We start from the raw sequence: 25,759 nt of genomic DNA on the forward strand, positions 1-25,759 counted from the left end.
TACATGGCTTTGCTCAGGGCAACTTTACGCTGCCCTATCTACTTGTTGGTTTAAACTAAATATCGGTTCAGACTAAAACTAAGCCCTTTCGATTAAATCGAGCTTTGGTCGAAGTCGTTGCCTTGATCGGTTCCAGTTTGAGAGTCTGAATCGAAGCTTCCAGAGTCGTCCGTGAAGTCAACACCTTGATCTTGACCACCTGAACTTGTCCAGTCGCTGCCACCAGATTCCATACCCGCCATGTCCGGTTGCTGCTCTTGCGTAGAACCTTGCATGGTGTATTGATCATCGACCTCAACTTCAACAGAACCGCTTGCACCGTCTATTGAGCTACCCAATTCGTCGTAACCTTGGAATTGGATCTCGCTAGTACCTTCATAACCTTCTGGAAGTTCGACAGATACAGGCTGCTCTAGGTTGCCACTGATTGTGAAGCTACCATCACCGTTATCCAGTGCATTGCTCACAGTAGCGCCCTCAGGTAAGCCAGACATATCAGCATAATCGACCGATTCGTTACCACTCACCTCATCTGGAATCGAGATAGAAATAGTATCGCCAGGTGCCGCGGTTACATCTGCTGTGTTGTCTTCAGCTTCAGCATCTTGAGCTTGGTCTTCAGCTTGTTGAGCCACTTCCACTTGTTGCTCTTCTGTTGCTTGAGCAGCTTGAACTTGTAGTTCATCACTTTGCACTGATTCATCGGCCACTTGGATGCTTACGCTGTGGCTTGATACTTCACCGCCGTCGTTGACTTCAACATTCATCGCTAAATTGCCATCGAAGTCCTCATTCGGCCAATAAGTCCACTCGCCTTCACCAGATTCAGCAAAGAAGCCTGCATCATTCGCGTCTGCAACATCAACAACTTGTGCTGTATCGCTAACGCCTAACTCATCCACCAGCTGAGACTCTGTGATAGGTAATGAACCGTCATCCGCTAAGGCGTAACCTTCATTCTCGGCTGCTTCATCACCACCTTGGATATCCACATTGAAGAAGCTTTCGATACGATTTTCGCCATCGGTAGCGATAAACCCAACTTGAACATCGCCGGTGTAGTCTTCAGCAGGAGTGAATTGATAGTTACCTTGGTTATCGCTCTCAATTACTCCCTGACCTTCCATCAAGCTGACTGACTCAATGCTCATGCTATCGCCTTCTGCATCGCTCAGGTTCGCTAACATGTCTTCATCAGTGAACGACAAGGTTGCATCCGCTGCGATTTCAGTGGTTGTGATGCTGTTAATTTCTGGTGCTGCATTCTCTTGCGAGTCGCCTTCTTTCACGACTACGCCAGTTTGCTCATCATGAAGCACGCCATCTTTATCAACTACGTACGCAATGTCTGCTTCGCCCGTGAAGCCTGGTGCTGGTGTGAACGTCCACGTGCCATCGCCATTATCGATAATCTCACCTTGGCTGCGGTCTGCTAGATGAACCAGTTTCACTTCATCGTCGCTGTCAGCATCCACATTCTCAGCTAAACCGATTAGGTCATCAGCGGTTAGGATGATGGAATCACCCGCTACGGTCTCGAAATCACCAGAATCGATGCCATCTTCAAACGCTTCTGGCTCATCTCCGTAATCAACTGTTGTTGCACTTACGGTTACGAAGAACTCACCATGGAAGTCTTCAGGAGGCGTCATTTGAATGTTTGATATATCCCAGTCGAACAGGTCGATGTACTGACCCGGCTCAGTGATCATCACGGTATTCACACCATCGGTTACCTCGAATCCAACAGGGAAACCTGTCATCACCAAGTTACTTAGTGTTTCGGAATCATCGACTAGGCCAACGTTCAGTCCCAAGTGACCCGTTTCATCTTCGCCGAACACTAATGGACCATCATGGTCTGTTGAAATAACCGCGCCATCTGCGACAGGACGTACGAACACTGGAACATCGAGAATCGTTTCAAACTCACCGTCACTCACGACAACTTGTAGGTCAGAAACGCCTGCGAAGTCGCCTGTTGGTGTGAATGTCCAAGTTCCATCACCGTTGTCCGTTACTTCACCACCATCTTCACCGTCTGCGGTGATAATGCGAGAAACAACAAGGTCAGCGGTATCAATGTCACCGAACAAGTTCATCAAGTCGCCAGCATCGAAGGTGAACGCGCCATCTTCGTTTGTGGTCATCATTGCGTTGCCGACATTGAATGGAGCGTCATTAACTGGAATCACATCCACATTCAGTGAACCATCAACCACTTCTTCACCATCGGTTGCCTGATAACCCAGCTCTACCAAGCCATTAAAGTCTTGAGTAGTCACTAAGTGATACATACCGTCAGGCTGCTGAGTTAAGGTCGCATTGGCTGGAGCTCGAACTGAAATGCTTTCGATGCTGATCTCGTCACCATCTAGATCCGTCACTTGATCCGCAATGTAAGCTGGGTCAATCACCATGACCACATCTTCCTCGCCTTGCATCTCAATCGTAGGTGCTTCAGGTGCATCGTTCACTGGCGTAACGTCGATGTTACCGTCTACTGAAATTGTCTCTTGTCCATCGCTAACGTTAAACGTCATTGGCACATCGCCATTGAAATTTTCGTTTGGCGTAAATGACCAAGTACCATCTTCGTTGTCTAGCAACTCACCCAAGCTAGGGTCGATTTCTAGACCCGAAGCTGACAGCTCGTCTGCGGTGTTATCGATATCCGTCGCTTGAGCTAACAACATGTCTTGTGTGATAAGGATAGTGCTGTCTTCGGCTGTGGTTAGGTTCACACCCTCTGATTCAGGTCCATCGTTCACAGCCAGAACTTCAATACCCGCCGTTGTTGTTGCAGTCGCACCGTCATCGTCCGTCACGACCACATCTAGGCTGATATCACCATTAAAGTTCTCACTCGGCGTGAAGGTCACAGAACCATCATCGTTTTGAACCAATGCGCCATCAGAGCCTGTGTAAGTAACGCTTTCAAGCGACACTTCACCATCAACGTCAGAGCTATTCGCAATTAACTGCTCAGGGCTCAATGTGATGGTGCCATCTTCGTTCATTTGGTAAGACGTTGCGCCCGCTACTGGTGCATCGTTAACGTCTGTTACCGTTACGTCGATGTTAGCATCAACCGTCTCTGTACCGTCAGATACTGAGAAGTCCAGACTTACGTCACCATTGAAGTTCTCGTTCGGAGCAAAGCTGTAAGTGCCATCACCATTATCCGTGAACACACCTTCTGCGCCCGTGTAAGACACATCCGTGATAGACAAGTCATCGCCGTCAATGTCTGCAGCGCCTGCTAGTAGATCTGCATCCGTGAAGATTAGCGTTCCATCTTCCTCAACAGTGAAGCTTTGGTCAGCGGCTGTTGGTAAGTCATTAACAGGGTTAACCGTTAGGTCGACGCCTGCTTGAACGGTTTCAAGGCCATCTGACACATCGAAGCTTAGGTCGATGTCACCATTGAAGTTCGCATCCGGCGTGATAGTAAATGAACCATCATCATTTGCCGTTACTGTTGCGTTGTCACCTGCCGTTAGGTTTGCAGCGGTAAGGTCATCGCCATCCACATCAGAAGCGTGAGCCAGCAATTGCTCTTGGCTTAGGGTGATTGAACCATCTTCATCCACTGAGTAAGCCAAGTCGCCAGAGACTGGAGCGTCGTTGACTGCGATAACGTCAATACCCGCGGTAATTTGCGCGGTGGCACCGTCTTCATCGGCAACAGTCACATCTAGGCTGACACTACCGTTGAAGTTTTCATTTGGTGCGAAGCTGTAAGTACCGTCACCGTTATCAGTAAAGATACCGTCTGCACCCGTGTAAGAAACGTCACTAATGGATACATCACCTTCAATATCTGAGCTGTTCGCAAGAAGCTGAGCATCAGAGATAATAATCACATTATCTTCATCGACGCTGTAGGTCGTTGAACCTGCAACTGGTAGGTCGTTGACGGCAATAACGTCGATGCCTGCCGTTGTTTCAGCCGTTGCGCCATCTTCATCCATAACAGATACATCAAGGCTGATATCACCGTTAAAGTTTTCGTTTGGAGCAAAGGTGTAAGTACCATCACCATTATCAGTGAATACACCATCCGTGCCGCTGTAGCTTACATCGCTAACAAACACTTCCCCTTCAACATCTGAACTATTCGCCAGTAGTTGTGCATCGCTCAGGGTAATGCTGCCATCTTCTTCAACGCTGTAAGAGGTTGTGCCAGCAACTGGTACATCATTGATTGGTACAACTTGAACATCAATGTTCGCCGAGACCACATCGGTGCCATCGCTGACATCGTAAGTTAGGTCGACGTTACCGTTGAAGTTCTCATTTGGAGCAAAGGTGTAAGTGCCATCGCCGTTATCCGTAAACACACCGTCGGTGCCTTCGTAGTTAACAGATTCAACAGAAAGGTCGTCACCATCGATATCCGTTGCAACAGCGAGTAATTGCTCATCAGTGAAGGTTAACGAACCATCTTCATTAATGGTGTAGTCATGGTCGTAAATCACAGATAGGTCGTTTACTGCCGTGACTGTGACATCAAGCTCAGCAGGAGTCACTCCACCATTACCATCATCTACGTTGTAGCTAATGGAGAATTCACCATTGAAGTTTTCTTCTGGGGTGATGGTGTAGGTACCATCACCGTTATCAGTGATTAGCGCGTTGTCGATGGAAATGTCACCAACACTTGGTTCGTTACCATCGGTATCACCAGAATCATCACCTTCATCGCCGGTTAGCAATTCAGAGATATCAATGCCGTTTTCATTCGCGAGCGCTTCTTCTGCGGTTGGCAAGTCGAATGCATTTTGAGTGCCTACATCTTGGCTTGGAACAATAACGCCGTTCACGATATCGAATACATGCCAATGATCACCTGATGGGTTATCTGATAAGTCTGGGCTGAAGGTTTCAACCAATGTATCGCCTACAAACACCTGAACCTGTACATCTTCAACACCATCTACATCCCAACTTCTACTGGTGTAGTTGTGTACTGAATAGTGCATGTCAGCATCTTGATAATTTGGAATAGTGATGGTTTCAGGACCACCGCCATTCGTGTCATCAACATCTTGTTGAACAACATTGCCTTCACCGAGGTCGTGGCTCATATCGCGGTAGTAGATATGGTCTAGTTCATTGCCATTCTCTGTATCGTAGAGCCATAGGTGGTTGTCCATATCACGTGGGCTTTCACCCCATGTGACCACGATACGCATATCAGTTTCTTCAAGCACTTCAGATATTGCGGTCACGCCACCATTAGTATCTTCACCTGCTGGGACCAGGAAGCTGCTGGTAATAGAGCCTTCTTGTTCAATAGTTACGGTACCTTGGTCAACAACTGGACCGCTCACAGAGTAGTTACCAGATTGGTCTGTCACAGTGGTGTACGAGTGACCTGCGTTATCGGTCATTGTGACATCTGCACCAACGACTGGGCTACCCGTTTCAGCATCCAGCACAGTACCGGTTACGGTCGTTTCATCGCCCTGCTCTCCGATAATTGCGGTCATGTCATCGTCTTCGATGTCAGTCGCGAATTGTAAGAGTTCTTCTTGAGTAATGGTGTACGAACCATCCTCTTCAATGGTTATCGCCACATCAGCAGAAACAATTGGCGCGTCGTTAACTGGATCAACGGTCAAGCCCAAGTTAGCGGCAATTGGTGTGTCGCCATCGCTGATGCTGTAGGCAACATCGATGTAGCCATTGAAGTTTTCGCTTGGAGTGATTGAGAACGTACCATCACCATTATCGACAATCGTTGCATCGTCACCGACCAAGGTTAAGTCGGAAGCGACAAGGTCATCACCTTCAATATCAGCGGCATTCGCTAGTAACTGCTCCTGTGTGATAGTGATGACGTTGTCTTCATCAACGTTCGCGTAAACATCAGATGTCGTTGGCAAGTCATTGGCCGGGTTTACCGTCAGATCGGCGTTCGCCAAAATCGTCTCAGTACCGTCCGAAATATCAAAGCTTAGGTCGATATCGCCATTGAAGTCAGCATCCGGTGTTACCGTGAAGGTACCATCGCCATTATCAACTACGGTCGCATTATCCCCCGCACTTAGGTTGCTTGCCGTTAGGTCATCGCCATCAACATCACTCGCTTGGGCAAGTAATTGCTCTTGGCTTAGGTTAATCGAACCATCTTCATCAATGCTGTACGCCAAGTCACCCGATACTGGAGCATCATTAACAGGCATAACATCAATGCTTGCGTTAGTTGCTACGGTTGCGCCATCTTCATCAGTAACGACAACATCAAGGCTTACATCGCCATCGAAGTTTGCGTTCGGTGCGAAGCTGAACGTACCATCACCATTGTCGGTAAAGATACCGTCTGAGCCGGTGTAGTTAACGCTATCAATCGCCACTTCACCTTCGATATCTGAAGCATTCGCCAACAGTTGCTCAGAACTGATGGTAATCACTTCATCTTCGTTCACGGAGTAACTTGTTACACCTGCGATTGGCGAATCGTTCACCTCAAGTACTGTAATACCTGCAGTTGTCGCTTCAGTCGCGCCATCTTCATCCGCTACAACAACATCTAGGCTCACTTCGCCGTTGAAGTTTTCGTTTGGTAAGAAGGTGTAAGTACCATCGCCATTGTCTTCAAAGACACCGTCTGTGCCAGAATAAGTCACGCTATCAACGGCAACGTCACCCTCAATATCCGAAGAGTTAGCTAGAAGCTGCTCATCACTAATGGTAATTGAGTTGTCTTCATGAACTGTGTAAGACGTGCTACCCGCAACAGGCGGATCGTTCTCTGGTGTCACGCTGACATCAATGTTGGCCTGAACGGTATCCGTGCCATCTGACACATCAAAGCTGAAGTTCACATCACCATTGAAGTTCTCGTTTGGCGCAAAGCTGTAGCTTCCGTCGCCATTGTCAGTAAGAACACCGTCGGCACCAGTGTAAGTCACACCTTCAACCGATAGGTTATCCCCATCGATATCGGTAGCACCCGTCAGCAAGTCTTCATCTGTGAAGTTCAAGATGCCGTCTTCGCCAATGCTGAACGTTTGATCTTGTGGTTGTGGAAGGTCATTAACTGGATTAACGGTGAGGTCAGCCGTCGCAACCAGCGTGTCTGTACCGTCGCTAATGTCGAACGTTAGGTCAATGTCGCCATTGAAGTTCGCATCTGGCGTAATGGTAAAGCTACCATCATCGTTAGCAACAACTGTCGCGTCTCCATCAACAATTAAGTTAGAAGCAGTCAGGTCGTCTCCGTCTACATCGCTAGCTTGAGAAAGAAGTTGCTCTTGGCTCAAGGTAATTGAACCGTCTTCCTCTACGCTGTATGCCAAGTCTCCTGATACTGGAACATCATTGATTGGTAGGACATCAACCGTAATATGAGTATCAACTTGAGCGCCGTCTTCATCTTGAATGGTCACATCCAACTGCACTTGGCCGTTGAAGTTTTCATTCGGTGCAAAGCTACATGTGCCGTCACCATTGATTGAGAAGATTCCGTCTGGGCCGTCGTAGTTGATCTCAACAAGTTGTACGTCACCTTCAATATCAGAGGCGTTCAGCAGAACTTGAGACTCATTAAAGGTCAGTACCGAGTCTTCATCGATAGTGTAAGACGTTGGGCCAGCAACTGGCGGATCGTTCACTTCTAGAACCGTAATGCCCGCAGTCGTAGATACGGCTGCATCGTCTTCATCCACAACAACCACGTCTAGGCTAACTTCGCCATTAAAGTTTTCGTTTGGAGAGAAGGTGTATGTGCCGTTACCGTTGATTTCTAGAACACCGTCACTGCCACTATAGGTAACACTATCAATCGCCACTTCCCCTTCAATATCTGAAGAGTTCGCTAACAATTGTTCGTTACTGATCGTGATGGAGTTGTCTTCATGAACCGTGTAAGACGTGCTACCCGCGACAGGTGGATCATTCTCTGGCGTCACGCTGACATCAATGTTAGCAGTTACCGTATCGGTACCATCTGATACATTGAACGAGAAGTTCACATCGCCATTGAAGTTTTCGTTTGGCGCGAAGCTGTATGTGCCATCGCCATTATCGGTTAGAACACCATCTGCGCCAGTGTAAGTCACACCTTCAACGCTTAGGTCGTCCCCTTCAATGTCCGTCGCACCTGTTAATAGGTCTTGGTCTGTGAAGGTTAATACACCATCTTCATTGACTGTAAATGCTTGATCTTGTGCTTCTGGACCATCGTTCACAGGTGAAACTGTTAGTTCTAGATTGGTAGAGATAACATCATCACCATCAGACACATCAAACGTAAAGCTAACATCGCCATTGAAGTCAGCATCTGGCGTTAATGTGTAAGTACCATCACCGTTATCTGTGATAGTTACGCTGTCGTCATCAGTCGCTAAGTTCAGCGCTGTTAGTTGGTCACCATCTAGATCACTAGCATTGGCCAGCAGATCTTCTTGCGAGACCACAATGGAGCCATCTTCTTGAACGGTAGCAGCGACAGGTAGAGCTTCAGGAGCATGATCAACTGTCACTCCCGTCGCATTAATGTAGATAGTTTGAGAGACCACCTCAGAGTCATCATTTGATAATTCTGTCGCGGTAGCGGTTACATGAACTTCAAGATGTTGATTAAAATCTTCTGGTAACTGGAGTTGTAATTCGTTGTCGATCGCTGTTATTGGAAGGTTTATCGCGCCATCTGGGCCTACCGTAATTTCACCGCTGTAGATTTGGCTATTCACTTCCCCCACATCAATCGTGAAGTTGAAGTCGGTATAGTCAGCATCTCCGCCACCATACAAATCTTCAAATCCGTAAACCAGCTCGCCGTCTTCATTAACCGTCGTGCGTGTATGTTCTATACCATCTTGGTTTAGCTGAGAGCTTGAACCACCATGGAAGATCGCGTCACCATTCTGGCCTTGAACTACAGTTTCAGTTCCATCGGCAGCAACAAACACAAGTTGAGGATCAACCGTATCCATGTTTGCAGGCGAACCATCCGCTGCACGGAACTCGTACTGACCGTCTTGCATCGCATTAAAGTCGTTGTGCTGATGTCCGTTTGGAATCAAGAACAGGTTGAAACTTTCACCTTCTTCAACTTGGAAGCTGAACTGGTCTTGTCCTGGAACAAGGTCACCACCGCCACCAACTTGTGATGCATTTTCATAGACAACTTCAACACCCGTGATATTACCGTCTTCGTCAACTTTGTAGTAACCCGCTGCGTTTTGGTAACCTGCCGTTTCACCTTCAAACGTTACTGTAATTTCAGTGTCGTTATAACTGGTGATACCGTTCTCTTGGTCATTCAGAACGCCTTCGTTATCGTATTGAATAACCGAACCTTCAGGAACACCATCCACAGTTACCGTCAGTGTTTCTGATAGATCTTGGTCTACTAACGCGGCCGCAATATTAAGCTCAACAATGCCGCCTGGCTCAACCAAAATGGCTTCATCATCAACGTTAACACCGTCGCCATCGGTTATCACAAGATCCGGTGCATCCGCGACCGCTTCAATATGAACGCTAAGGTCTTGTTCTACCTCATCAGTGCCGTCGGTAACCGTAAAGCTGAACTGCAGGTCACCACTAAAGTGTTCTTCAGGAACAGAAGCTAAACGTGCCGTTACCATTGTCGGTGACTGTACCTTCATCACCAGAGTAATTGATGCTGGTAACGCTAAGGTCATCGCCATCAATATCAATCGCACCGCTCAATAGATCTTCTTGAGTGAACAGGATGCTGCCATCCTCTTCGATGTGGTACATGCCTGGGGCAACAATTGGAATATCATTCACCGGATTAACGGTCAATGTCATGTCATTGGCGGTACTTAGCTCACCATCACTCACTTCATAGGTGAATGCGATATCACCATTGAAGTTTTCCGAAGGTGTCACTGTGTAAGTACCATCGCCATTGTCTACGATACTTGCATTCGGATCGTTGGTTTCTAGCGCGCTCGCAAACAGCTCATCACCATCTTGATCACTCGCGTTCTCCAGCAACATCGCTTGTGTAACGAGAATTGAACCATCTTCGTCGACATCCGCAACCATTGGCGTTGCTTCTGGAGCATCATTAACGAACTCAACTTTTAGGTCGATGTTTGCAGCCACGACATCGGTGCCGTCGCTGACATCAAATGCCAAATCAACATTCCCGAAGAAGCCCTGTTCTGGCGTTAGTGTGTATGTGCCATCACCGTTGTCCGTGACTTCTACCGTGTCGCTCGCGCTCGTCACATTCACAACTGACAGTTCATCACCTTCAACGTCTGTCGCTTGTGCTAATAGTTCAGCTTCGGTAATGGTAATGGCTTGACCGTCTTCCGTAGTGAAAGACATGTCCGGCACATCTGGCGCATCGTTGATTGGATTTACGGTTAGGTTAAGGTCAGCGGCGACTGTCTCAATCGCATCTGTTACATCGTAAGTAAACTCAATCTCACCAAAGAAGTCTGCACTTGGTGTGATAGTGAAACTACCGTCTGAGTTTTCTACGATAACCGCATTTGGATCGTTAGTAGCTAAGTTAACCGCTTCAAGGTTGTCGCTATCGACATCCGTTGCGTTCGCTAACAAGTCCTCTTGAGTAATAGTGATTGAGCCATCTTCATCAACCGCCGCTTCAATTAGACCGCTCACTTCAGGGCCTTCGTTGACAATCTCAACGTCAACTCTTGCAGTGCTTGGTGCGCTTGCTTGACCATCACTGATATCGAAGGTCAAGTTCACTTCACCATAGAAGTTCTCAGCAGGTTCAAAGGTAAAGGTATTGTCGCCATTGTCTGTTAGCGTACCTTGCGTTTGGTCTGCAAGTAGCAGGTTTTCGACATGGAGAATGTCACCATCAACATCCGTAGCGCCAGATAGAAGGTCTTTCGCTTCAATGACAATAGAGCCATTTTCTAGCATTTGGGTGTGTAGCGGCTCACCTGGAACTGGAACATCGTTAACAGGCACAACCGTTAGGTCTAGATGCGTTGCCACTTCATCGGTACCATCGAACACCTTGTAGTCGATGTCGATTTCACCGTTGAAGTTCTCATTCGGCATGAAGGTAAACGTACCATCGCCGTTATCAACTAGCTCACCGTCATCACCACCGTAAGTGATGTCAGAAATCGACAACGCATCGCCTTCTACATCCGTGGTGTTCGCCAACAAGTCATCAGCGCTGAACGTGATACCTTGATCTTCGTCTGTCGATAAAACAATTGGGCCAGAAACGATTGGCGCATCATTTACTGATTCGAAGTTGATGTTCATGATGTTGCTGTCTGTCAGCTCACCATCACTGACTTGATAACCCAGCTCAATTTCACCATAGAAGTTTTCATCCGGTGTTACGGTCCAAGTACCATCGCCATTATCAGTTAGCGTTGCATGCTCTGAGTTTTCACCCACCAGCTCTAAGTTCTGAATATCAAGGTCATCACCATCGATATCTGATGCTTGAGCGAGTAACTGTTCTTCAGTTATTACAACAGAAGCAAACTGAGCAGAACCTTCCGTATCGATAGTGATATTAGGAAGATCAGCCGTTAGCTCGATTTCGTTGTCACCCGCATGGATGTTCAACTCAACCGTTTCAGTGATTTCTGAACCGTCTACACCAATCGATGTAAACACGGCTTCATCATGAAAAGTTTGTGACACTGTCATGTTTTGAACGACGTAAGTACCATTACCTTGCACGGTACCAAGTTCAAAGTAAGACACCGGCTCATTTACCGTAAGCGTATAGTCGGTCTCGAAAGTACCACGGTCTTCTTTGTGGTAAGTCATCGAGTCAATTAGGTCGCCATCCTCATTGAACGCTTTGATTTCTACTTCTGTAAAGTGACGAGACTCTTCCATGAACCAGCCACCCAAACCATCTAGGTGGAAGCTGATTTCGTTGATGTCTTGGCCTTCAACAGAAATAGTCAGTTTCTCATCACCACTCAGACCTTGGCGGTCGGTGTCACCGATACCATGACCAATATGAGTATTACCATTCCATGCACCCAGCGGATCATCGTTACTTTGAACCGTAACCGTTAAGTCACCATCCGAGAACTCACGAGTATATGGGTCAACTTCCGTTCCCCAGTCATCCACGCTCGCATTATCATCGAAGGTACCAATTTGTGTTGTATGAGTACCGTTTGCTAGAGCATCTTCACTTGGCACGAAACGTACTTCCGTGTCAGCCGGTACTTCTTGACCAACTTCCAGTACTACCCACTCATTATCAAGATTAGCTTCGATGATGCCGTTTTCCGGTGCTTGATCTAGACGTAATGCAGGCTCTTCACGAAGCGTTACACCAACTGTTTGGTCTTCTTGTGCTTGGATGAAGATCTCTTCACCCGCTTCTGGCACGTCATTGACAGGATTAACGGTTAAATCCAGTGTGGTCAGAACTTCATTTTCACCATCGCTGATGCTGTATGTGAAATCTAACTCGCCATTGAAGTTCTCGGTGTGCGTAATAGTGAAAGAACCATCGTCATTTGCAACGATAGTCGCATCAGGATCATTGGTTTGCAGGTTAGACGCCGTTAACTCATCACCCTCAACGTCAGTAGCATTCGCAAGCAGCTGCTCTTGAGTAATAGTGATTGAATTATCTTCGTCGACTTCAGCTTCAATACCGGACGTTTCAGGGCCGTCATTCACAGCGATAACATCAATGCCTGCTGTCGTAGTAGCAGTAGCGCCATCTTCGTCAACGACAACAACATCAAGTGAGATATCACCGTCGAAGTTTTCGTTTGGCGTAAAGGTAAATGTGCCATTACCGTTATCAACGAATGAGCCATCATCACCGTCATAACTCACACTTGATAGTGAAACATCGCCTTCAACATCGGAAGAATTCGCCAGTAGCTGTTCAGCACTGATAGTGATTTGACCATCTTCTTGAACGGTGTAAGCCGTCGAGCCCGCTACAGGAGGATCGTTCTCCGGCGTTACACTTACATCAATAACAGCAGTCGTCGAGCCGGTGCCATCAGAAACATCGAATGAGAATTGAACATCACCATTGAAGTTCTCGTTTGGTGCAAAGCTATAAGTACCGTCACCATTGTCACTCAGAATACCATCTGCACCTGTGTAAAGGACATTTTCAATCGACAGCTCATCACCATCAATATCCGATGCGCCAGCAAGTAGGTCTTCGTCCGTAAACAGTAATGTGCCATCTTCTTCAATGGTGAACTGTTGATCTTGCGCTTGTGGCAAGTCATTAAGTGGATTAACTGTGATATCGAGACCAACTTGAACCTCACCACCATCGTTGTCGATGATATCGAAACTCAGGTCGAGGTCGCCGTTGTAATCAGCGTCTGGTGTAATGGTGTAGCTACCATCCTCGTTTTGTTGGATGGTCGCGTTTTCATCAGTCGATAGATTGATCGCTTCTAGATTATCGCTATCGATGTCTCCCGCTCGTGCTAACAATTGATCTTGTGTCAACGTAATTGAGCTATCTTCGTTAATCGTGTAAGCCAAATCGCCCGATACTGGTGCATCATTAATTGGCAATACATCAACGTTAATCTGTGTTTCAACTGTTGCGCCATCTTCATCTTGAATGGTCACACCCAGTTGAACCTGACCATTGAAGTTTTCGTTTGGTGCGAAGCTACAGGTGCCATCACCATTCACGGTGAAGATACCGTCCGACCCGTCGTAATTGATGCCAACAAGTTCCACGTCACCTTCGACATCTGAAGCATTCACAAGAATCTGAGATTCACTGAACGTTAGAACAGAATCTTCATCGATGGTGTATGACGTAGGCCCAGCAACAGGTGGATCGTTCACTTCAAGTACGGTAATGCCTGCTGTCGTCTCATCAATAGCGCCTTCTTCGTCTGCAACGATGACATCAAGACTTATATCGCCACTGAAGTTTTCGTTAGGAAGGAAGGTATAGCTGCCATCGCCGTTATCTTGGAACACACCATCTGTGCCACTGTAAGTGACAGTATCAACCGACACGGCACCTTCCACATCCAAAGAGTTTGCTAACAATTGCTCATCAGAAATAGTGATCGCATTGTCTTCATTAACCATGTACGAGGTTGAACCAGCGACAGGCGGATCATTTTCAGGAGTGACACTGACATCGATATTTGCGCTAACGGTTTCGGTGCCATCAGACACATCGAAACTGAAGTTCACATCGCCATTGAAGTTGTCATTTGGCGCAAAGGTATAAGTACCATCACCGTGGTCAGTTAGAACACCATCACCACCAGTGTAACTAATTCCCTCAACCGTAAGGTCATCACCATCTACATCAGTTGCGCCTGACAGTAAGTCTGCATCTGTGAATTGCAGGGTACCGTCTTCTTCAATACTAAATTGTTGATCTTGAGGAACCGGTAGATCGTTAACTGGATTAACAGTCAGATCCGCTGTGGCTTGAACGGTATCTGTGCCATCAGTGATATTAAATTGAATATCAATATCACCGTTAAAATTCGCCTCAGGAACAATAGTGAAGCTGCCATCATCATTGGCCGTTACCGTTGCGTTACCATCGACAGTTAAGTCACTCGCGGTTAGGTCATCTCCTTCCACATCCGATGCTTGAGACAACAACTGATCTTGGCTCAATGTAATTGAACCATCTTCGTTTACGTTGTATGCCAAATCACCCGATACTGGTACATCGTTGATTGGCAATACGTCAACATTGATGACGGTTTCAATTTCTGCACCGTCTTCATCACGAATAGTTACATCAAGCTGAACTTGGCCATTAAAGTTCTCATTCGGAGCGAAGCTGCAAGTGCCATCACCATTTACTGAGAAGATGCCATCGGGGCCGTCATAGCTAATGCCGACAAGCTCAACATCTCCTTCGACATCAGAAGCATTAAGCAGTACTTGTGACTCACTGAATGTAAGTACAGAGTCTTCATCAATGGTGTAAGACGTTGGGCCTGCAACCGGCGGATCGTTCACTTCAAGAACATTGATACCCGCGGTCGTCGCGTCAGTCGCACCATCTTCATCAGCAACAACCACATCCAGTGCAATTTCACCGCTGAAGTTCTCGTTTGGCGAGAAGGTGTAAGTGCCGTTACCATTGATTTCCAGGACACCGTCACTACCAGAGTAAGTTACGCTGTCTATCGATACATCACCTTCAATATCTGAAGATGTTGCCAATAGTTGTGCATCAGAAATGGTAATCGAATTGTCTTCATTAACAGTGTAAGACGTAGAGCCAGCAACTGGCGGATCGTTCTCTGGAGTCACGCTAACATCAATGTTTGCAGACACCGTGTCGGTGCCGTCTGACACGTTGAAGCCGAAGTTTACATCGCCATTGAAGTTCTCGTTTGGAGCGAAAGTGTACGTACCATTACCGTTGTCGGTAAGAATACCGTCGCCACCATCGTAGGTCACACCTTCAACCGTTAGGTTGTCACCTTCAATGTCTGTAGCGCCTGTTAACAGGTCAGCGTCGGTAAAGACAAGCGTTCCGTCTTCCTCGATTTCAAACGTTTTATCTTCAGGAACCGGCGCGTCATTAATCGGACGTACCGTTAAATCAATTGCGCTGCTAATCGTTTCTTGGCCGTCACTGATGTCAAAAGTAAGGTCAAGTTCACCATTAAAGTCAGCTGAAGGAACAACGGTGAAAGTACCATCACCATTGTCTTGAACTGTTGCATCAGCACCAACTTGAACGTTCGAAGCAACAAGCTCGTCCCCATCTACATCACTTGCGTATTCGAGTAATTGTTCTTGAGTGAATGTTATGGAACCGTCTTCATCCATGATGTAAGCCAGATCTTGTTCTGCTTCTGGCGCATCATTTTCACTTTCTACTTGGATTTTGAACGTTTCGCTTACTGTTTCGGAATCAAAGTCATCTTCTACTTCACTGATTGTCTCTTCATCTGAAGCTTGAACATCAACGGCAAATGTCTCTTCGACTGTCTGTGAATCGAGGTCGTCACCGACTTGTTGCTCACCCGATTCAGAAGATGTAGAACTCGGCGCTGCAGAGGTTCGTGCAGCTTGACCTTGTTCTTCATTACCTTCAGCGTCTGATCCACCTGTCGCAGACTCTGCGTTATCACCACCTACAGCTTGTGCGCCCGCTCCAGCTGCGCCACCACTACCAGCAGCATTATCCGAACCAGCTTCCGAAGCCGCACCACCGACTACATTGGATTGAGCTGCGTCTGAATTTCCATCGCTTTCTGGCGTCTCATCTTGAACAGCCGCACCAGAAGCCGACGCATCTTCAGCATTACCTGCGCCACTCGGATTGTCTTCTAAAGCCTGATTAACCTCGTCGGCCGCATCCGTGTTTTCAGCACCCGTCGCTATTGTCGACGCAATCGTATTTTGTTGATTTTGTTGATTCTGCTGTTGGGAGGGTGTACCCGCGTCGTTCGTGTCCGTTTGTTCTACCGCGTCATTTAGATCTTCGTTTTGGTTGTTTTGGTTATTTTCGCCTGCCATTACAGCCTCCGTTGCTACTAGCTAACTGATCGTATTTAGAAGCATTAAAGGACACCATTTTGAAAAACCAAATTTTTATACAACATTTTTCATATTTTCTTTTTAAAGAGAAAGAATCAAAAAAATTTGAAAACTGCCTTTAAACATCCTTAGTTATTGTGATTAAAGCAATTAAGGCAGTGGAGCAATGATAGACATGACGAATTTGTTGCGCTCAGTCGACGACAACCACAAAGGGCTGCAATTGCTATTAGGCGACTTTTACAATGACTTTTCTGATGCAGCCCTAAATATAGAAGAGCTTCATAAAGGTAATCGTTTTGATGAACTCAACAACTACTCTAAAAAATTGAAAACCATCTTAACTTTGTTATGCGACCAAGACCTGCCGCCCAAAATGGCCAAGTTAGAACATTTGAGTAAACACGAATTCCCTGCGCCGGAAGCGCTTTTAGAGGATGTAAAAACTGAACTACAAAACGTCAATCGACAAATCAATCACTTGCTGGATATTAAGGAAGTGGTCGATGACAAGTCATCGAGGTAGGTCATGAGTAATAACCAAATAGAGCACCACCTCAGAAAAGCACTCGTTTCTAATAACGAAGCGTCTAAGGTGACAGCAGATGACACCATCGTACTTGCGAGTGCCATGACCAGCGTTCATAAAACCTTGCTCATCATATTCCTACTCGCTTTGGTCGCTATCGCCGTGGCGTCACAGGCGCGTATCGACATTGTCGTTTCTGTGCGTGGAGAGCTGCTACTGGAATCTGACGTAGAGAAGGTTCAACACCTAGAAGGCGGCATATTAGAAGAGCTGTTAGTGAGAAAAGGAGAAGTTGTGTATGAAGGCCAGCCTATTGCTCGAATCCGTTCACTCGACCGTAACACCCAACTCGATACAGTGAATACCGAGATCATTCAGCTGGAACTCGATAAAATCCGTTATGAAAGCTTGCGTGACATGGTCGAACCAAACTTTGCTTCTTACATCGAAAATTACCCAGAACAAGTTCAAGTCAACATGAATACGTGGCAGCAAGAGTTCTCGAAGAACCGCTCCAACGAAGAGCTGATCACTCACGATATTAAACACAAAAACTCTTTGATTGGATCAATGCTAAAGCGTCGTAAAAGCTCAGATAACCAACTATCGCTAATTCGCAAACAACTCGACATCAAAAATACGCTTTATAAAGAAGAGATGGCGTCATATGTCGACGTTCTAAATATGAAAGTACAAGAATCCAATATGGTTCGTGAGATTGAAAACCTTGATGAGTCGGTCATGAACGAACGTTTCCAACTCGACAAGCTCGAGAAACAACATCGAGATTTGGTTGAGAACCGTAACTCCGAGTACCAAGCACAAATCATTCAAGCCAATAAAGATCTCAAACTGAAACGGATCCTTCAACCACAACATTCCGACAAGGTTGATCGCTTAATCGTCTACTCGCCAGTCGATGGTGTGGTCGACAAGTTACACTTCAACTTCCGCTCTGCGGTAATACCACCCGGCGAGAGTATCGCTGATATTGCACCAATCAATAACTCCCTACACGGTGAAGCGAAAATCCCGCGTAAAGACATGGGGTTTGTTGAAATTGGCCAAGCGGTAAAAGTAAAAATGGATACCTATAACTTCGCAAAATATGGATTTGTTGAGGGAACCATCGCCTCAATCAGCCGTTCATCCTATGAAGAAGAAGATGCTGAATTCTATTTGGCAGAGATTGAGATTGATCGAAACTTTCTTGAACGAGGAGGCACTCAATACAAGTTATCGCCTTATATGGAATTTACCGCAGATGTAAAAACAGGCTCGCGTCGCGTGATCGAATACGCAGCGAAACCTGTGATGTCTGCCATCGAAGATGCATTCGATGAGAGGTAATCAATGAGCGGAAAACCTTCTTACAACATTTCCGTACCCGCCTTGCGACTCAGCATTTTGTTTAGTGTCGTACTGGCAGCTCTCGCTTTCTATTTATACTTTTCTTGGTCAAAAGTCGACTCGGTTGCGCAAGTGCAAAGCGCCCCACTTCTGATACAAGCCCAAAAGCTCAATCAGACCATAGAATTTGACATTCAAACCTTGCAGCACTGCTTAAAAGCCAACAATTGCAGTACCAGTGACTTTAACCTGTCTACTTTGAAGGGTGAGATTGATGAATTCCGCTCTTTAGCCTCTTTGAACAAAACCGAATTCAGTTTGGTTGGTGCGACCGAATACACCCAACTTGAATTAGCTATCAATCGCTTTTCCGACAGCGCTAAAACACGCAATGACATACTCGACTTATACCTATCGCTGACGAACAAGTACCTACAGATGGATGACAACTATCGCACCATGTTCAACAACCATGCGAGCGACTTAATGTCAGAGAAAAATGAGTTCTTTGTCTGGTTGTTTATGGTGGTCGTGATATTGGCCGTGATTGCCGTTTTTTCTAACTCAGTTGCCATGTTGAAACTGAAGAAATCCAGCTCTAACGAGCGAGAAATCGACTATGAGTTTGATGTCCTGTATCAAGAGCTAAAGGAACTCGATTTACAAAGACTCGAAGAGCTTCTTAATGAAGTGAGCATCAACCCCAAACAACGCCAAATCTACTCTCACCTCAAGTTGATCTTCAGTAAATTGGAAGACCAAAAGCGCAATAACGACCTCTACAAACAACTATACGCACTGATTGGCTACGAGATACGCGGTATCACCAATACCATCAACGGCGGTGTCCAATATCTGGTTCAAGAAACCGATGAAAACGGCGTATTGATGGCGAAGGATATTACCTCAGCGTGTAGTACCTTATCTGAGTTAGCAGAAAACTATAACCGTTTGATTTCACAGGGTACGGAAAGTAAATCGAAAGAATTTTCACTACTCAACGTATTGTCGGAATTGATGATTCATATCAGCGCCAAAATTCAACGAAATGAAGGTGAACTTGACTGCTTTATCTCTGACAACTTACCCAATCGTGTAGAAGGTCAATCCACCAGCTTGTTCTGGATATTGTTCCTGCAGCTTTCCAATGCCATTCAACTCAAATCAAATAAGAAACTATTTGTGACGATTGAATCTGGCGCTGCTTCTGATATGGAAAACACCCGTGTCACCATCAACCTCAACTTCTTATCAACGCTGGATGTCTCTGTTGCCAAGCTCAATAAACTCCATTGGAGCGATCACAAAGACCATACTGCGAACACCGATGACTTGGCGAAAAGTGTTCTGAAGGATTACGGATATTATGAGAGTCACTGGTTCCAATCCGGGGCTCAGGAACGTTTTCAGATTGAACTCGATCTTAAGGCTAAGAACTTTCACACAGAGAAGACTCGCTTCGATGGCAAGCGTTTACTGCTGTGTGCCAATACTCAAATCCGTATTGATGTGATGAAGAAAATGCTCAGTAACTTAGGACTAGACATCACCGAGATTCGTACTGCAAATGAGCTTTTCTCAGCGGCGAAAACGTTCGGTGATTATGATGCGATTATGCTGACCGATACCTTTGAACCTAACAAGCTGCCGTCGTTGAGCAAAACGGTCAAATCTCAGCTTAAGAACTACCCAAACACCAAGCTATTACTGTCAGTGACTAACACTCAACAAGCACAAGAGTGCCATAGCTTCGTCGACAAGATCATCAACTCACCTGCTATCCCCTATGAGTTTATTCCTAACTTACTCACCATTATGGAAGCAGAAGCTTCGGAAGAGCAAATGGAGAACAGCTCTTTCCTTATCGTAGAGGATGACCGAGTTCAGCAGATTTTACTTAAACGGATTCTTACCAAACAAGAATATGAACCAGACATGGTTGGCGATGGCGCTGACGCAGTGAAACACTTCATGAATAAACGTTCTGACATCATCTTCATGGATTGCATCATGCCAGGGATGGGGGGCATCGAAGCAACAAAACGCATTCGCCAGTTCGAACAAGAAAACGAGAAAAACCCTTGCACCATCATAGGTGCAACCGCATTGACCAGCAGTAACGAACATCAGGCTTGTATTGAAGCGGGAATGGATTACGTGATCAGCAAACCTTATAAAAGCGACCAAATCATCAAGGTGATCAACAAGTATGTTGCAGTACAGAAACTTAACTAGCAGCATCATAGCTGCGCTTACATTAAGCACGACACCTTCAGCATCGGCGACTACCCTGCTGGAGGCGGTAGAGCTCGGCCTGCAAAACAGCCTGTCTCTTCGCGCCAGTGATAAGGGCGTGGAAGAGAACGAATACAACATTGGTATCAGTCGCTCTAAGTTTCTTCCTTCTTTAAATGGTGCTGCCGATACCACATGGAATGAAAATGAAACTTTGCTATCGAGTGTGCCTGATGAGACTTCTAGCTATAACTCAAACAGCTACAGCCTTTCTCTTTCCCAGTCGATCTTCAATCTGGGCGATATTTTCAAATATGGAACAGCTAAGCTCGACTTCAATATTGAAGAGATTAAACACGAGAACAAAATCCAAAGCACCATCTCAGAAATCGGCTCTCAATACTTTGAGTATTTAAAAAACAACGCCCAAATTAAAGCGACCAAGGTAGAGCTTAAATCGTCTGAAACGCGTGAACATCAAATGCGACGCAATGTAGAGCTAGGTAACACCGCAGCCAGTGAGCTGTATGAAGTGATTGCTCAGAAAGAAGGCGTTTCGAACCGACTAAGAACCTTACAGAAAGACCGACGTGTCATTCTCAACGGACTCTCTATTCAAATTCAATACCCTATCACTCCGTCGCAAGACATATACGAAAGCGTGCCTTTAAAAGAGATCAACAAAACCGAGCAACGCTCAATCATGGATCAAGCGTTGAAGCTCAACAACGATTTGTTGGTAGCGAAGAAAAACGTCGAAAGAAGCCGCAGAAGCTTAAAGGAGAGCGGATCGAATTTCTTACCGACCGTGTCGCTTTCAGCCAGCTATCGACACGATGACGCCAATAACTACGATAAAACCGACATTACAGCGACAGGTGAAAGTAACTCAACCAGTGTTGGCTTAAACCTCGCCGTGCCACTCTTGTCGGGTGGTTCTGATTACTATGGCTATCAAAAATCATCGACGGCCATCGAACGTACTGAGCTGCTTTACCAAGATTCGCTTTATACCACACGTAACAGCGTGAATACCTCAGTGCTCAACATTAACGATTTCTCGCAGTCTATAAGCAGTTACGAAAATATCATTCGCGCCAACTACGCCTCTTATAAAGGGATCCAAAGAGCCTACCAATTAGGCACGCGTACCATCACCGACTTGCTGGCAGCGGAAAGTAAACTGTTCAGCGCTTTGAGAGACTATGAAAGCGCACGATACGACTACATCATCGAGACCATCAAGCTTGAGCAAATTAAAGGGATACTCTCAATTCAATCGATAGAGAGCATCATGCAATTGATGAGCGATATTGAGGGACGAGACAATCAAGACTTGGTGCCGAAACACCTTCTCTCAACGGAGTCATTGAGAAAAGGAGGTCGCAATGCAAACTGAGCAGTTTTCGCAAAAGATCAATATGGCTGATAAGTGTTATCTGACTTTCTCTACGATAATTTCCACCCTGTTTGGCTTGGTGCTGCCCTTCTCTATTCTGATCATTTTTGACCGAGTGTTACCCAACCAAACACAAGATACTCTTTTCTTATTGTTCGCAATTATCTTGATTTCCATCTTCCTCGACTATCATCTGAAAAATCAGGAAGAGAAGATTTCCTCTGTCATCATGAGGCAGTTTGAGACCAACTTAACCAACAAGGTATTTCAATCCATCTGTTTGGCTGACATCTCTAAATTCCGCAGTTTAGAACCGGGCGAATACCTAGAACGAATCTCAACCATTCCTGAACTTAAGACTTTCTTTGGTGGAGAGTCGGTTCGAGCGCTTATCAACCTTGCCGTCAGCGTGATCACTATCCTCATCATAGGACTCATCAACATATGGGCTGGCATTACCCTTCTGATTGCCTCTGTCATCTTGGCTATTTTTGCGTGGAGCCTTTCCAAACAAAAGATTGGTAGCTTGCAGAATAAGTCAGACATCGAAGGGTTAACCACCTCCAAAATCATTGAGATAATCTCTAGTCCACTTGATATCAAAGCTCGAAACATGGAGTACCGAGTTGAAAGTCTGATGACACAAATGGTCGAAGAGCGCGAAGTTGAGAACATTAAATATGAGCAGATTGAATCGAACTTCAGCCTAATATTGGCGCTGATCCAACAGCTCTCCATTGCTTGTGTTGTTGTGGTATTGGCAACAGCCGTTATCAACATGGAATCGAGTCAAGGCATCATGGCCGCCATTATCATGCTGACCAACCGTTATTTTGCGCCTTACCAACAAGTGATGCGCACCGCGAGTCGCTGGGAGTTAAACAAACTCCACATACAACGTATCGCCGAACTGCTTGAGCTTGCGGCTTCTGTTGATCATCAACATGAGACAACGGAAGTTGAACGTATTTCGGTTAAGTATTCTGAAAAACAACGTATCGAGTTCGAACTCGGCCAAGCCTATTTGCTGACAGGAAAAAGTGGTTCAGGTAAGACCCACCTCGCTAACTGTATTACGCGCCAGAACAGCGATAACAAACTCGACATCATGATTAACGATACCCCTCTCGATGACGTGAACTACAACGTTTGGCGTAACAGCGTGTTGATGGTCGACAAAACAAGCTCGTTTGTTGAAGGAACTATTATTGATAACCTAACTTGCTTCCGACCAAGTTTGAATAATACGGCGTTTACACTGTGTGAAACCATGAATATCAAAGCGCAAATTGACGGACTTCCTGCTGGTTTTTATACGGAACTCAAAGGGCATATGCGTAATCCATTCTCTCGCCAGGTTGGATATGCCTTATTATTGGTTCGTGCTCTACTCGCCAGTAAACGCGTGTTGATATTTGATGACATCGATTGTGTCTTTGATGAAGAATTTGCGCGAATGGTACTCACCAGTACAGCTTATCGTGCCAATGACAAAATCCTAATCATCGCCAGTAATAAAATGGATAAACTTAACCACCGCCTCAAACGCGTAAAACTTACCGGAGGTGACCAATGAGTATCCTAGTTGACTTCAACAATGTTCCGCAGCGTGTGTTGGACTTTGAATCAAGTGCTTATGATGAACGCTACGGTCAGTCGCCGCTGATTCGCGGCTTAGCCTACACCTTGATAGCGCTGGAATGGGAGGGTACGCCTTCTATACTCAGTGACGCTTTTATTCCTCAGCCAAAAGACAGCGACAGTTTTACTGCAACTATAGAGCGTCTTGGATATCGCTGTGATATAACCAAGCTAAAGACACTCGAGAATATCGATAAATACCCTCACCCATGCTTTATTGAGATAGAGAACCTTAGTGCGATCTTCTTAGGCACCAAAGATGGAAAGTTGATCCTGTTTGATTACACGAATAACAACACCATTGAATATCCAATGTGTAAAAAGCCCTGTTTGCTTATTTCTATTAGTGAATACTCTCGTTTGTTCCGTGAACCACCACCGGAATCTCAAGACAGAAGCAATTGGATAAAGTACGCTTTCTATCGTTACAACAATGAACTCAAAAGCCTGATCATCCTCAGCTTTGTGATCAGTATCTTGGGAGCGTTACAACCGTTCTTCATTATGAGTGTGTATAACTTCGCGCTCACTTCGAGCTCTCAAGCCACACTCTATTGGTTGACCCTATTTGCCGTGATCGTTGGCTTCTCGGAATACTTCTTCAAAAAGATGCGAGTCAACATCATTGCCACCTCCGGTAAAGATCTCGCGGTGCACATATCTCAAGCCGTAATATCGAAACTGCTTTGGCTACCCTACGCAATGACTTCAACCGCAGGGGTTTCGTCTCAGTTGGCTCGTTTGAAAGATATCGATACCTTCCGCCGCTTAGTGACCGCAGAATCGACCCTTAGTTACTTTGATATGCCGTTTGTGATTGTATTCATCATTGCGATTGCTCTGATGTCTGGCACCGCTGCACTTGTGGTGATAGGCGGCTTAATCTTGATGTTAGTGTTCTGTATTTACTCTCGTTATATCTACTCACAAGCCACATCTAAAAGCTCTCGCGCTAACGCCATGGTCTCTTACCAATGGAATGAAATCCTTCGCGGTATTAAGACTATTCAAGGTTTGCCTTTGTTGCGCGTGGTTCAATCTCGTTTTAGTGCCTCCCATATGCAAAGCACCAGTGATGCGGAGAACGTTGCCGTAACTAACAGTAAGATTCAGGCTGCTGGCGGCAGTTTAATTCAAGTGATTGGTACGGCAAGTATTGTGACAGCCGTCATTGGCGTAATGGAAGGCACTTCCGATGCTGGTGCTATGCTCGCGACCGTTATTCTGGTTTGGAAAGCGTTAGGCCCAATCATGGGCATCTATAACTCAATTTCTAAGTTCCAGTCGATCAAGGCTTCATCAGCACAGATCAACAACTTGATGTCGATGAATGATGACAAATTAACCTTGGAGAAAAGCCCGCCTATTCGCTTGTTCCAAGGCAACATTGTGGGCAGCGGCGTCAGCCACCGATATGCGGGAGCGGCGACCGGCTTAACCAATCTTGGTTTCAAAGTCCCTGCCAGTGCCAAAGTGGTCGTTTGTGGCCCTACGGGTTGCGGAAAAACCACACTAATTTCAATCATTGCAGGGTTAGAAGACCGCTATCAAGGCGCAGTGTCTGTCGATGGTTACAACATTAAACAGTTCAATAGCTATCGCTATCGCACATCAATCAATTACATCCCTTTCAATTTGCACATTTTCGAAGGTTCTTTGGAAACCAACTTCATTTTGCACAATGGATTGATTCCCACAGAGAAAATGCAGGAGATGGTGAGCTTCTTCGAATTAGACGAATGGCTGCCGGAAGGCTTGGCAACTCAATTGAGTGTCGATAAATGCAAAGGCCTTCCCAATGGTATTCAGCAAAAGCTGCGTTTGGCGCTTGGTTTAGGCAACTGTGAGCAATCTCTGATCATCATTGATGAACCCTTTAATGGGGCTGAAAATGAAAACGCGCAGTATTTTAACCGTTTGTTCAGCGATAAGTTGTTGAGCAAAACAGTCATTTTTTCAACCAATGATCCTGGCTTGATCGCCACTTCCAACATGAGTCTGGTTCTAGAGCCTGACGGGAATCTTAAATATTTTGGCTTAACAGACAAATACTTAAACAGTTTGAGTTAGAACAAGAATGCCTACTCACAATTATCCACTTCAGGAAATTGATGCAATTGACAAAATCATAA

At 45.8% G+C, this 25,759-nt stretch carries 6 protein-coding genes and 1 pseudogene; 6 read left to right on the forward strand and 1 reads right to left on the reverse strand.

The genetic code is table 11. The features are described 5' to 3' along the window. Positions 1-92: 92 nt before the first annotated feature. Positions 93-16,452: pseudogene (locus AB8613_RS23025) on the reverse strand (tandem-95 repeat protein). A gap of 187 nt (positions 16,453-16,639) precedes the next feature. Here AB8613_RS23025 and AB8613_RS23030 point away from each other — a divergent pair. Genes AB8613_RS23030 through AB8613_RS23055 form a run of 6 tightly spaced genes read left to right on the forward strand, consistent with a single transcriptional unit; the run spans position 16,640 to position 25,697 of the window. Continuing rightward, positions 16,640-16,999: a hypothetical protein gene (locus AB8613_RS23030; protein ID WP_372385119.1), complete on the forward strand. Its 360-nt coding sequence runs from the start codon at positions 16,640-16,642 to the stop codon at positions 16,997-16,999. A 3-nt stretch (positions 17,000-17,002) separates the two neighbouring features. After that, positions 17,003-18,352 (forward strand): HlyD family type I secretion periplasmic adaptor subunit, encoded by a 1,350-nt coding sequence (locus AB8613_RS23035; RefSeq protein ID WP_372385120.1) that lies wholly within the window; start codon positions 17,003-17,005, stop codon positions 18,350-18,352. A gap of 3 nt (positions 18,353-18,355) precedes the next feature. Further along, complete coding sequence (locus tag AB8613_RS23040; protein ID WP_372385121.1) at positions 18,356-20,587, forward strand: response regulator; 2,232 nt, start codon at positions 18,356-18,358, stop codon at positions 20,585-20,587. Next, entirely contained in the window at positions 20,562-21,986 is a 1,425-nt protein-coding gene (locus AB8613_RS23045; protein WP_372385122.1) for a TolC family protein, read from the forward strand. Before AB8613_RS23040 ends, AB8613_RS23045 begins: the two co-directional genes overlap by 26 nt. Next, entirely contained in the window at positions 21,976-23,562 is a 1,587-nt protein-coding gene (locus tag AB8613_RS23050; protein ID WP_372385123.1) for an ABC transporter transmembrane domain-containing protein, read from the forward strand. The genes AB8613_RS23045 and AB8613_RS23050 overlap by 11 nt, the downstream gene beginning before the upstream one ends. Continuing rightward, entirely contained in the window at positions 23,559-25,697 is a 2,139-nt protein-coding gene (locus AB8613_RS23055) for an ATP-binding cassette domain-containing protein (protein WP_372385124.1), read from the forward strand. Before AB8613_RS23050 ends, AB8613_RS23055 begins: the two co-directional genes overlap by 4 nt. The last annotated feature ends 62 nt before the right edge of the window (positions 25,698-25,759 follow it).

Source organism: Vibrio sp. BS-M-Sm-2 (assembly GCF_041504345.1).
Classification (GTDB): Bacteria; Pseudomonadota; Gammaproteobacteria; order Enterobacterales; family Vibrionaceae; genus Vibrio; species Vibrio satsumensis.

Coding starts and splice junctions, on each gene's coding strand:
- AB8613_RS23040 (WP_372385121.1), top strand. CDS start 18,356: ATGAGCGGAAAACCTTCTTACAACATTTCCGTACCCGCCTTGCGACTC.
- AB8613_RS23045 (WP_372385122.1), top strand. CDS start 20,562: ATGTTGCAGTACAGAAACTTAACTAGCAGCATCATAGCTGCGCTTACA.
- AB8613_RS23050 (WP_372385123.1), top strand. CDS start 21,976: ATGCAAACTGAGCAGTTTTCGCAAAAGATCAATATGGCTGATAAGTGT.
- AB8613_RS23055 (WP_372385124.1), top strand. CDS start 23,559: ATGAGTATCCTAGTTGACTTCAACAATGTTCCGCAGCGTGTGTTGGAC.
- AB8613_RS23030 (WP_372385119.1), top strand. CDS start 16,640: ATGATAGACATGACGAATTTGTTGCGCTCAGTCGACGACAACCACAAA.
- AB8613_RS23035 (WP_372385120.1), top strand. CDS start 17,003: ATGAGTAATAACCAAATAGAGCACCACCTCAGAAAAGCACTCGTTTCT.